The organism is Parasediminibacterium sp. HNIBRBA5674 (genome assembly GCF_056745525.1).
Window position 1 is genome coordinate 87,914 of the sequence record NZ_JBQWIE010000003.1, and the last position, 12,940, is coordinate 100,853.

The window sequence follows — 12,940 nt, forward strand, 5'->3', positions numbered from 1 at the left end:
CAAAGTAGTTAAAGCACTTAACAAAAGGGTACTTTTAAAGAAAAAGTAAACAATGCCTAATATATATTGTGGTTTTAAAAGTCCTATATCTAGTTACTTTCATCCGCTCAATATCCTACTAATAGCATCTTCAAGAAAAAAATACTTTCATAAAACTGTAATATTACTTTTTTTAAGTAGTATTTACTTACATCTACAAGCCCAAAACAGCCCCAACATTGTAAAAAATTCGCCCTTACTAAATAACCTGCGCACACTACGTAGAAATGTTAGCGATACAGCCTTGGCTTATGCCAATTATGTAATAGAAATAGCCAAAACCAACTCAGATAAGCATTTAGAATGTGAGGCTTATTTAGAATTGGGCAGAATATATTTTGCAAAAGATGATCAGATAAAGGCATTAGAGAGTAGTAAATATGCAGAAAGTGTTAGCAGCCCTAACGATAACTGCTACTATATGAGCCCTCAATTAATTGGCTTTATTTTAAACAGACAGGGTAAGGCAGATGAGGCTTTAAAATATTTATTTACTGCGTTAAAAAGGGCTGATAGTGCCAATTATGCAAATATGATTATAGGCGCCAACTTTTCTATTGCAGATGCGTATAGAGAAAATAAAAACAGTGCTAGGGCACTTGGCTACGCCTTAAATGGGTTAAAAAAAGCCGAAATACTAAAAGATACAGCGCAAATCATTTATGCATACAGCACTCTAAGTAATATTTTATCTAATAGAGATTATTTTAATAAAGCTAGAGTAGATAGTGCGGTACAATATCATGAGAAAATAATGAACCCACCATTTAGTAGTAAAGGCTTTTCGCCTTATGACAGTACTAAAAATTTTTCTAACATGGGTAGGCTATATCGTATGCAAAAGCGATTTGATCTGGCTCAAAAAAATTTAGATATTGCTTTAGACGTTGCAAATCGTAGAAATTTTAAAAGCTATCAACAATCCATATTAAACGAAATAGCCACAATAGAATTAGATAAGGGCAACAACGAAAAAGCGTTGTTACTCACGCAAAAGGCGCTCAATGTATTACCAGCCAGCCGAACAAGCCTTAACCGCATTAAAGAATTGGCCGAACGCACACAAGAAGCAGATGCTGCAACGGGTAATTATGAAGGGGCATTTGCCAATTTAATAAATGCCGACAAAATAAAAGACAGCCTTTTTAGCCTTAAAAACCAAGCAGCTATTGCCGAAATTGAGAAACGTTATGAACGTGATACAAAAGTGCTAAAAGCTACCAACTTGGCCATAAAAAAAGAGAACGAAAGAAATATCATCGTTTTTGTTGCACTATTTGTAATTGCTGTATCTACCATGTTTTTTATATGGCGCATATATAGGCGTAAAAAGCAAAATGAGTTTCTCACCACACTTATTCACGAGGTAAACCACCGCACAAAAAACAATTTACAAATGCTCAATAGCCTTATCACCAGCATTTACCACAATGTTGTAGATATAGACACAAAAGCAGAAATAAAAAAACTGCGTAGCTATATTAAATCATTTGGCTTGGTGTACGATACGCTCAGTAGCACCGCATCTTTTGATAATGTTGATATTGCAGCTTATACAAAAGATATTGGCAATGCAGTGATTAATAATACCATAGATGGCAACTTAGAATTTAAGTATTCAGCCGATTCAGAAATTTTGGTAGCAACAGATAAAGCCATTTTAATTGGTTTAATCGTTAACGAATTGGTTACCAATTCTCTAAAACATGCATTTGCTACCACTAGCCATAAGCAGATTGCAATCAGCATTAATAAAACAGCTAATAGCTTTGTAAATATTACCTACCAAGATAATGGTGTAGGGCAAATAACCACCTCTGCTACTACTACATCGTTTGGTATGGGTATGATACAGCAATTGGTAACACAATTAAAAGGTAACATGGCCATTGATACAGATGATGCCAAAAAAATCACTATTTCAGTACCTATCAACTAATTAACATGGCTACTAACACCAATATTACCATTGTAGAAGACGATTTTATAATAGGCAACTTTATTAAAACAGCGTTGATAGCCTCTGGCTATCAGGTTGTAGATATCTGTAGTAGTTACGATAGTTTTATAGCGTCAATTAATGCAGTAATGCCAGATATTGTATTGGTAGATATTCGTATTGATGGAGAGAAAAGCGGTATTAATGTAGCCGAATACTTACGAAACAATGCAAGCATTCCCTTTGTATTTATATCGTCACTAAGCGATAGAGCTACTATTGATGCAGCAAAAAAAACACTACCGAGTGCCTACTTAATAAAACCGTTTGAGGAAGAAGATTTATACGCTGCCATAGAAGTAGCTCTCATGAATTTCGCCCAACGCAAAAACAATAATACTCAGCCTGCTGAAGGCAATATTATACTTGATAAGGCCATTTTTATCAAACAAAAACACGCATTTATAAAAGTAATGAAGGCCGATATTTTGTATATAGAATCGAAAGGTAACTATGTACAAATTTTTACCCTTACAGACGATTATTTAATACGCCAACCCTTAAACGAAATACACCAAATATTGCCTACCTATTTCTATAGGGTACACCGTTCATTTATGGTAAACCTCAATTGCATTCAACAAATACGTTACGAAGAAATCCTATTAACCAACAATATTTCCATTCCACTTAGCCGAAGTATTTATGCCGATTTAATAGAAAGTGTACAAGTATTAAAAACCTAAAGCCAACTTACACTATTGCCATCAAAAAATTAGCTACCAATACATCGATAAAGTAAAAATCCATTTACATCTCTTGTATGTAAATGGATTTTTTGTATCAACCATCTTCTATCTCCTATCACCTATTCCCCATATACCACTTCTACTATATCGCTAGGTTGCCCTATTTCTTTATCGTCTATTACACCGTAGGCTTGGTATTCCCAATGTTCTGGTTGGTTAGGTGCAGCTAGCACAATATTATCTACATAAGGGCTTTTGGTAGCTCTCGCTAAAAATAGCCAGCTAGCACTACCTTTTTTGCGGTGGTATAGGTTAATGCCCTGTACGCCTTGCTTCTCAAAACTTACACGCACCTGCTTGGCTACAATGTTTACACTAAGTACCGTTTTGTAACCATCTGCATCAAAAGTGGCAGCTACACCTTTTACTTTCAATTCCTGAATCTGCTCATCGGTAAGTTTCCCATCTTTTTTGTGCCCATCAATACTTTTACGCAAGCTGCTAATATTCTCTTTTTTCACGTTGGTTTTAGCAGTATTAGCAGCTAGTAATTCACTTTCTTTTGCAGCAGATACATTAATAGCGTCAATAATACCTTGGCAAAGCGCTTGCTCGGCAGCTATTTCGGCAGCAGTAAGCCCAATACTTGCGCCAATAGTGGCAATTTTTGTTTTGTAGTTGGTAAGCCATATTACCAACCCCGGTTCGTTTGAAGGAATAAAGTCCATAATTATAAATTTTTTGTTTATCTAATTTAAAAATACAAAGCATACGGTTTATACTGTATAAGTAAAAAGCAGGTTATTTTTTTGTTAATAAAAGAAAACGTAATACGCACCCTATATTACCTGATAAAAAACAGATACTGTGTAGGTAAATGACAGATTTGTATGGCTACAACCAAGGTTTACCCCAACCAAACCTAGGATTGGCTACCTCACGATTGACATGTCTATTTGCAACCCAACTTTATACCACCCAAACCTCGGTTGCAATGGTTACAACCGAGGATTAGGCCACACAAACCAAGGTTTGGCTGACTACAACCAAGGTTTAGCCGAGCTACGACTGGCTGTGTTGGTTACAACTTAGGGTGTGGTAGGTATGGTATCGGTTATACTGTTTAAACCCGTATTACCGATGCGTAAAAACCAGTCTTTCAGCTCCCTATTTTCTAATTTATCGTTACTCACCCCACTTTGGCTGCAATTCGTCACATTTTATTGGCGGCTGCTTACAGGCATGTTAATATGCAGCGTGTATTAGTACAATGCACTAAAGCAACTGCTAATAACCTAAATACTTATACCATTTAAAACAAGCAACCATGAAACAATTATTACTCCTTTTTTTAAGCCTATCTATTTGGGGTACCACAATGCAAGCACAAAGCTGGAAAAGTATAGGCGGTATTAATGAATTCGGTCAAGCAAGTTATGGCAGTGCTTATTATAATTCTACAGTTAGGGATGCTAGCGGCAATGTGTATGTAGCGTATGGTGATGGTGGCAACAGTAATAAATTAACCGTACAAAAATGGAATGGTAGTAGCTGGACGACAGTGGGTACTGTTGGTATTTCGGCTGGTTCAGCTGGTTATAATTCTATGGTAATAGATGGTAGTGGCAATTTGTATGTAGCGTATAATGATGGTGGCAACGGCACTAAATTAACAGTGCAAAAATGGAATGGTAGCGCATGGGCGGTAGTAGGCAGTGCAGGTATTTCGGCAGGGACAGTCGCTTATAATTCTATGGTAATAGATGGTAGTGGCAATTTGTATGTAGCGTATCAGGATGCTGGCAACAGCGATAAATTAACCGTGCAAAAATGGAATGGTAGTGCATGGGCGGTAGTAGGCAGTGCAGGTATTTCGGCAGGTACAGCCGCTTATCAATCTATGGTTATAGATGGTAGTGGCAATTTGTATGTAGCGTATCAGGATGCAGGCAACAGCAGTAAATTAACCGTGCAAAAATGGAATGGTAGTGCATGGGCGGTAGTAGGCAGTGCAGGTATTTCGGCAGGTACAGCCGCTTATCAATCTATGGTTATAGATGGTAGTGGCAATTTGTATGTAGCGTATCAGGATGCAGGCAACAGCAGTAAATTAACCGTGCAAAAATGGAATGGTAGTGCATGGGCGGTAGTAGGCAGTGCAGGTATTTCGGCAGGTAAAGTTACTTATAATTCTATGGTGATAGATGGTAGTGGCAATTTATATGTAGCGTATCAGGATGGTGGCAACAGCAATAAATTAACCGTACAAAAATGGAATAGTAGTGCATGGGCGGTAGTAGGCAGTGCAGGTATTTCGGCAGGTACAGCCTTTTATAATTCTATGGTGATAGATGGTAGTGGCAATTTGTATGTAGCGTATAATGATAGTGGCAACAGTAATAAGCTAACCGTACAAAAATGGAATGGTAGTGCATGGGCGGTAGTAGGCAGTGCAGGTATTTCGGCTGTTATAGCTGCTTATAATTCTATGGTAAGGGATGCTAGCGGTAATTTGTATGTGGCGTATCAGGATGCTCTCAACAGCAGTAAATTAACCGTGCAAAAATGGAATGGTAGCATTTGGGCAGTAGTAGGCAGTGCAGGTATTTCGGCAGGTACAGCCGCTTATAATTCTATGGTAATAGATGGTAGTGGCAATTTGTATGTCGCTTATCAGGATGGTGGCAACAGCAATAAATTAACCGTGCAAAAATGGAATGGTAGCGCATGGGCGGTAGTAGGCAGTGCAGGTATTTCAGCAGGTACAGCTACTTATAATTCTATGGTAATAGATGGTAGTGGCAATTTGTATGTAGCGTATGGTGATGGTGGCAACAGCAGTAAATTAACCGTGCAAAAGTGGAATGGCAGTGGATGGTCTATAGTGGGTACTGCTGGTGTTTCAGCCGGCTCAGCCACAGATAAATCTATGGTAATTGATGGTAGTGGCAATTTGTATGTAGCGTACCGGGATGGTGGCAACAGCCTTAAATTAACCGTACAAAAATGGAATGGTAGTGCATGGGCGGTAGTAGGCAGTGCAGGTATTTCGGCAAATTCAGCCTTTTATAATTCTATGGTGATAGATGGTAGTGGTAATTTGTTTGTAGCGTATCAGGATAATGGCAACAGTGGCAAATTAACTGTTCAAAAATGGGATGGTAGCGCATGGTCGCTAGTAGGCAGTGCAGGTATTTCGGCTGGTTCAGCTGCTTATAATTCTATGGTAATAGATGGTAGTGGTAATTTGTATGTAGCGTATCAGGATGCTGGTAATAGTAGTAAACTTACTGTTCAAAAATGGAATGGCAGTACTTGGGCAGTAGTAGGCAGTGCAGGTATTTCGGCAGGTTCAGCTTCATACGAATCTATGGTAATAGATGGTAGTGGCAATTTGTATGTGGCATATGCTTCCTCGCAATTATTTGCACAAGTGTATAATAAAAGCAATTTTTATAGTATTAGCAATGGCGTAGAGGCTAGTATCTTAGGCAATTGGAATAGCAGTATTACGGGTATGGGAAGCCCTGCGACTGCTTTTAACACAGGCGATAATTTTGTAGTGCAAAGCGGACATAGTGTAACCAATTCTGGTAGCATTTCTGTTAAAGACTTTACCATTAATTCTAATGGCAACCTTACTGTAACAGGCACATTAAAAATAGCAGGTACTATTGCCAACAATGGTACTTTAACAGCTACATCTGGCACAATAGAGTTAAATGGAAGCACAGCGCAAAGCATACCTGCCAGTACATTTGCTAACAATACGGTCCAAAATTTGACTATTAATAACAGTGCAGGTGTAAGCCTAGGTGGTGCATTAAAGCTTACTGGTGTGCTTACCCCAACGGCTGGCACATTAACTACAGGTGGTAATTTAACGCTTGCAAGCAGTGCTAGCGGTACTGCTAGTGTGGCAGCAGGTAGTGGTACTTATATTTCAGGCAATATAAACGTGCAACGGTACACACAAGCGCAACGCGGCTATAGAACATTAGCCAATATATATACAACAGCACAATCTGTCAGTCAGCTAACAGATAATTTCCAAATTACTGGTTTAACAAGTGGTGCATTGGGTACTTATGGCTTAAGTACAGGTAGCCCATCCGCATTTGTGTATGATGGCACACAGGTAGCTAATAGTAACAGTGTTTTAACGGGTATAATCAACTCAGCAAGTACGGTTTGGGGCGTTGGTAAAGGCTTATATGTATTTGTAAGGGGCAATGGTAGTGAAGGTACAGGTGGCAGCTATACAAGTTCTGGCGGTGCGCCATCACCCGTAACTTTAGATGTTACAAATGGTACTATTAACCAAGGTGATGTAACTGTAACCTTAACGCCCTATGCTTCTGGGAAAGACAATTATACATTGGTAGCCAATCCTTATCCATGCCCTATTAATTTAAGTGGCGTTACAGGTATTAGCAGTTTTGGTACTATTTATTTGTACAATCCCGTTTATAGTGCAGGTGCTACTACCATTTTAAGAGGTGGCTTTGAGTCAACAAGCAGTAACAATATCGTGATACCAAGTATGGGTTGTTTCTATGTACAATCTACTGCAACTACGCCAAGTAGCATTACTTTTCATGAAGGCGATAAGGTAGCAAGCGGTACACTAAGTTATACGGTATTTGGAACTGGTAACCAAGTACAACCAAAATTAGTATTAGAACTAAGCTCAGCAGATGGCTTTATGGATAAAGCAACACTTGTGTTTGATGATGCATCAACGAGTGCTTCTACCGATTTTCATGATGCTGCCAAATTGAACAATAGCTTAGTAGATTTTTATACCTTATCAAGCGATAAGAAAACCTTAGCTATAGACTATAGAAGCAATCAGCTTATTGATAATATTCCACTAGGTATTCAAACTAATAAGGTAAATCAATACACTATTACACTGAGCGAATTGGGTGATATTGCTACTAATCAGCTAGTATTACGTGACAAACTATTGCTTACCGAAACGCCATTAAACAAAGTAGGCGATAGTTATACATTCAGTATTACGTCAGATTCGGCCACTAAAGGTGATAATAGATTTGAGATAGCTACACTGGGTACAACTGTATTACCAACCATTTTATCCAACTTTAGTGCACAATTGCAAGCAACTGATGTAGCTGTAAGTTGGGCAAGTTCAAGCGAGGTAAATACCAGTTATTACAATCTGCAACGCAGTATTGATGGTAGCAACTTTACCAACATTAGTAAAATAAACGCTAAGGGTGCAAGTGGCTATAGCTATACTGACAATATTGCAAGCCTTACTGCAACCAACGTTTACTATCGCTTACAAATAGTAGATAAAGATGGTAGTAGTAACTATAGCAAAATAGTAACCCTACTGTTACCGAATATACAATTTAAGGCACTAACCATTTACCCGAATCCTGTACAAAGCATCATTAGGGCACAAGTAATGGTAAGCCAAGTAAGTAAAGTAGAAATAAGAGTTGTGGATATGCAAGGAAAAATCATTACCCAGCAAAATAAAGAATTACAAGCTGGTGCAAATGCCATTATAATAGATGCGACAAGCATACAAAGCGGCAATTATATTCTAGAAATAATTTGTGCAAATAGTAAACAGCAACAAACATTTACCAAGCAATAAATTGGTTGATGGTATTTGCGGATGCCACAAAGTAATACAACTAATATTCTCACACTACAAAAGCATTATTAATGAAAAAAATAACCATAATACAAATTGTATTAATAACCATAGTAGCCTTATTACCTACCCTATTACTAGCTCAGCCAGCTGGTGGTAGAGACCCAGATAGTAGTGTACCCATAGATGGCGGCTTATCACTTTTGATAGCAGCAGGTGTAGGTTATGGGGCTAAAAAAATGAAAGAAAGAAAAGATACTAATAAAGAAAAAAAGATTGAATAGACATTCAGTAAAAGCCAACTATAGGATGCACTATTGAATTCTTTGGATGATACGAAATATATTTAAGCTAGTATTGAATAAGCTACTTAAAAGCATTAGCTTAAGTAAACGCAGTGATAGTCGTTTACAAACATATTCTTGTAAAAAGACCCAATGCAACTTCAAAATTGCATTGGGCTTTTTCTAATCAAAAATAACGAACGGTAAACGTTAATAAAAAGAGAATAAAACAAGCTCTTATACTTTCTTTTCCACAATCGAAACCACGGCTTAAAATTTGTTTTTGGTGTTTCATTGCAATCCTTACCTTTGCTGTCCCTTATTTTAAGGCTAATTAGCACAATTGTTTATAAACTTTGGCCAATTTCTGTTTATAAATCGTTCATTTTCAAAGCTTAAGCAAGCTATTATCTTTAATGGATAGTGGTTTATTTTTTAGACAAAACCGGTGTACAAAATACTATGTCAACAACAACTTTGAACAACAGGGTAAATTTCGGTAAGACTAAACACCTAGCTGACACACCCGACCTATTAGACATTCAGTTACAATCCTTCAGAGAGTTTTTCCAGTTAGAAACAACGCCAGATAAGCGTAATGTTGAGGGTTTGTTCCGTGTGTTTAAGGACAACTTTCCTATTACTGATACAAGAAACATCTTCGTATTAGAGTTCTTAGATTATTTTATTGATCCACCACGTTACTCAATTGATGAGTGTATGGAGCGTGGATTGACATACGCTGTGCCGTTAAAAGCTAAATTACGTTTAAGCTGTAACGATGAGGAGCATGTGGATTTCCAAACCATTGTACAGGATGTATTCTTAGGTAATATTCCTTACATGACACCACGTGGTACTTTCGTAGTAAATGGTGCTGAGCGTGTGGTTGTATCTCAATTACACCGTTCACCAGGCGTATTCTTTGGTCAATCTACCCACCCAAATGGTACCAAAATTTACTCAGCGAGAGTGATTCCTTTCAAGGGCGCTTGGATGGAGTTTGCAACTGACATTAACAATGTAATGTATGCTTACATTGATCGTAAGAAGAAGTTCCCTGTAACTACTTTATTACGTTCTATTGGCTTTGAAACAGATAAAGATATTCTAGAGCTTTTTGGCATGGCCGATGAGGTAAAAGCTGAAAAAAGCGAATTAGAAAAACATATTGGTAAAAAACTAGCTGCACGTGTATTAAGAACATGGGTGGAAGATTTCGTTGATGAAGATACTGGTGAGGTAGTTTCTATTGAGCGTAACGAAATTGTAATGGAACGTGATAGCGTATTAGACGTGGATAGCGTTGATACTATTATCGAAATGGAAATCAAAAGCATTTTCTTACAAAGAGAAGATGTTGGTGGTGACTATGCCATTATTTACAATACATTAAATAAAGATACCTCTAATAGTGAACTTGAAGCGGTTCAGCACATTTACCGTCAATTGCGTGGTGCTGATGCCCCTGATAATGAAACTGCTCGTGGTATTATTGATAAATTATTCTTCAGTGATAAGCGTTACGATTTAGGTGAAGTTGGTCGTTACAAAATCAATGGTAAACTAGGTTTAGAATATCCTTTAACTAAAAAAGTATTAACTAAGCCAGATATTATTGAAATTGTTAAATACTTGGTTCGCTTAACCAATGCTAAAGCTGAAATTGACGATATTGATCACCTAAGCAACCGTCGTGTACGTACTGTGGGTGAGCAATTGTATGCACAATTTGGTGTTGGTTTAGCTCGAATGGCTCGTACTATTCGTGAACGTATGAATGTTCGTGATAATGAGGTATTTACGCCAGTGGATTTGATTAATGCAAGAACTTTATCTTCAGTAATCAACTCATTCTTTGGTACATCTCAATTATCTCAATTCTTAGATCAAACCAATCCATTGTCAGAAATTACGCACAAACGTCGTATTTCTGCGCTTGGGCCCGGCGGTTTAAGTAGAGAGAGAGCAGGTTTTGAGGTACGTGACGTTCACTATAGCCACTATGGTCGTTTATGTACTATTGAAACACCAGAAGGACCAAACATTGGTTTGATTTCTACACTTTGCGTTCACGCAAAGATTAACGATATGGGCTTTATTGAAACCCCGTACCGTACTGTAGAAAATGGCAAAGTAAACGTAAAAGAATTATTGTATTTAAGTGCAGAGGCTGAGGAAAATGTAAAAGTTGCCCAGTCAAACTCACCTATTGATGATAAAGGTAATTTATTAGAAGAGAAAGTTGTATCTAGAGACACTGGTGATTTTCCAATTTTAGATAGAGCTGAAGTTCAATATATGGACGTTGCGCCAAACCAGATTGTTGGTTTGAGTGCGTCTCTTATTCCTTTCTTAGAGCATGATGATGCTAACCGTGCCTTGATGGGTTCGAACATGCAACGTCAAGCTGTGCCATTAATAAGAATGGAAGTGCCAATTGTAGGTACTGGTTTAGAAGGACGTGCTGCTCGTGATGCTCGTATTCAGGTTCACGCAGAAGGTACAGGTGTTGTAGAATTTGTTGATGCTAATGAAATTCATGTTCGTTACGATAGAAACGATTTAGATCGTTTGGTATCTTTTGAAGATGATTTGATTATTTATAAATTAACCAAATTCATTAAAACCAACCAAGCCACTTGTATCAACTTACGTCCTGCTGTTAAAAAAGGACAAAAAGTGACCAAAGGCGATTTCTTAACCGAAGGTTATGCAACCAAAGATGGTGAATTAGCATTAGGTAGAAACTTGGTAGTTGCGTTCATGCCTTGGAAAGGTTACAACTTCGAGGATGCGATTGTTATCAACGAAAAAGTAGCAAGAGAAGATATGTTTACGTCTGTTCACATTGATGAATATGAACTAGAAGTACGTGATACTAAATTGGGTGAAGAAGAATTAACACCAGATATTCCTAACGTTTCTGAAGAAGCTACAAAAGATTTGGATGAACATGGTATTATCAGAATTGGTGCTACTATTAAAGAAGGTGATATTTTAATCGGTAAAATTACGCCTAAGGGTGAAAGTGACCCTACACCAGAAGAGAAATTACTACGTGCGATTTTTGGTGATAAAGCCGGTGATGCAAAAGATGCATCATTAAAAGCACCAAATGGTACCGAAGGTGTTGTAATTGATAAGAAACTATTCCAACGTGCCAAGAAAGATAAGAACACAAAAGTTAAAGAGAAAGCACAGTTAGAAAAAGTAGAAAAAGCACACCAAGCTGTTGTTGAAGACGTTAAAGAACAATTGTTGAGCAAATTGCAAACATTGTTAAAAGACAAATCTTCACAAGGTGTTACCAACAATTTTGGCGAAAGCTTAATTGGTAAAGGTGCTAAGTTTAATTACAAAAACTTATCGTCTATTGAGTACGCAACTGTTAACCCATTGGGTTGGACAGGTGACGAACAGACTGATAACTACATCAACGTTCTTTTACATAACTACACTATCAAATACAACGAAGAGTTAGGTAGATACAAAAGAGAGAAATTTAATATTTCTATTGGTGATGAATTACCAGCAGGTGTGTTGAAACTAGCTAAAGTATACCTTGCTGTAAAACGTAAGTTGAAAGTGGGTGATAAAATGGCGGGTCGCCACGGAAATAAAGGTATTGTTGCGAAAATTGTTCGTGCTGAAGACATGCCATTTATGGAAGACGGCACACCAGTTGATATTGTATTAAACCCATTGGGCGTACCTTCTCGTATGAACCTTGGTCAGATTTACGAAACCATTCTAGGTTGGACAGGTTTGAAACTAGGTATGAAGTTCGCAACCCCAATTTTTGATGGTGCTAGCACTGGCGAAATTGAAGAATTGTGTAACAAAGCTGGTATTCCTTTAAACGGACATACTTATCTATATGATGGTGAAACGGGTGATCGTTTCCACCAAAAAGCAACTGTAGGTGTTATCTATATGATTAAACTACACCACATGGTTGATGATAAGATGCATGCTCGTTCTATTGGGCCATACAGCTTAATCACGCAACAACCTTTGGGTGGTAAGGCACAGTTTGGTGGTCAACGTTTTGGTGAGATGGAGGTTTGGGCACTAGAAGCATACGGTGCCGCTAACATTTTACAAGAATTGTTAACCTTAAAATCTGATGATATTATTGGCCGTGCAAAAACCTACGAGGCAATTGTTAAGGGCGAAAATATTCCAAGACCAGGTGTTCCTGAATCATTCAATGTATTGGTACATGAATTAAGAGGTTTAGGTTTAGATCTTAAATTCGAATAAGAGATACCAATCTCGTTAAAATATAAAGCCA

6 protein-coding genes are annotated in these 12,940 nt (G+C 37.7%); 5 read left to right on the forward strand and 1 reads right to left on the reverse strand.

From position 1 onward, the window contains the following. Positions 1–52: 52 nt before the first annotated feature. A complete protein-coding gene (locus ACT9TX_RS02670; RefSeq protein ID WP_481336657.1) occupies positions 53–1,978 on the forward strand; it encodes a tetratricopeptide repeat-containing sensor histidine kinase in 1,926 nt (641 codons plus the stop codon). Positions 1,979–1,983: 5 nt separating this feature from the next. Further along, positions 1,984–2,724, forward strand: a complete 741-nt coding sequence (locus ACT9TX_RS02675; RefSeq protein ID WP_481336658.1) for a LytR/AlgR family response regulator transcription factor — start codon at positions 1,984–1,986, stop codon at positions 2,722–2,724. 122 nt (positions 2,725–2,846) lie between these two features. Here ACT9TX_RS02675 and ACT9TX_RS02680 read toward each other — a convergent pair whose 3' ends face one another. Further along, entirely contained in the window at positions 2,847–3,455 is a 609-nt protein-coding gene (locus ACT9TX_RS02680; RefSeq protein ID WP_481336659.1) for a hypothetical protein, read from the reverse strand. A gap of 599 nt (positions 3,456–4,054) precedes the next feature. Between ACT9TX_RS02680 and ACT9TX_RS02685 the strand changes: the two genes are divergently transcribed. From ACT9TX_RS02685 to rpoB, 3 genes are all read left to right on the forward strand, one after another. Next, the gene (locus ACT9TX_RS02685) at positions 4,055–8,359 is read left to right on the forward strand and encodes a T9SS type A sorting domain-containing protein (protein ID WP_481336660.1); all 4,305 of its coding nucleotides are present in this window, start codon (positions 4,055–4,057) and stop codon (positions 8,357–8,359) included. Between the two features lie 71 nt (positions 8,360–8,430). Next, the gene (locus ACT9TX_RS02690; protein WP_481336661.1) at positions 8,431–8,643 is read left to right on the forward strand and encodes a PID-CTERM protein-sorting domain-containing protein; all 213 of its coding nucleotides are present in this window, start codon (positions 8,431–8,433) and stop codon (positions 8,641–8,643) included. 462 nt (positions 8,644–9,105) lie between these two features. Next, positions 9,106–12,909 carry a DNA-directed RNA polymerase subunit beta gene (gene rpoB / locus ACT9TX_RS02695; RefSeq protein ID WP_481336662.1) on the forward strand — a complete coding sequence of 1,268 codons (3,804 nt, stop codon included), beginning with the start codon at positions 9,106–9,108 and terminating at the stop codon, positions 12,907–12,909. Positions 12,910–12,940 lie beyond the last annotated feature (31 nt).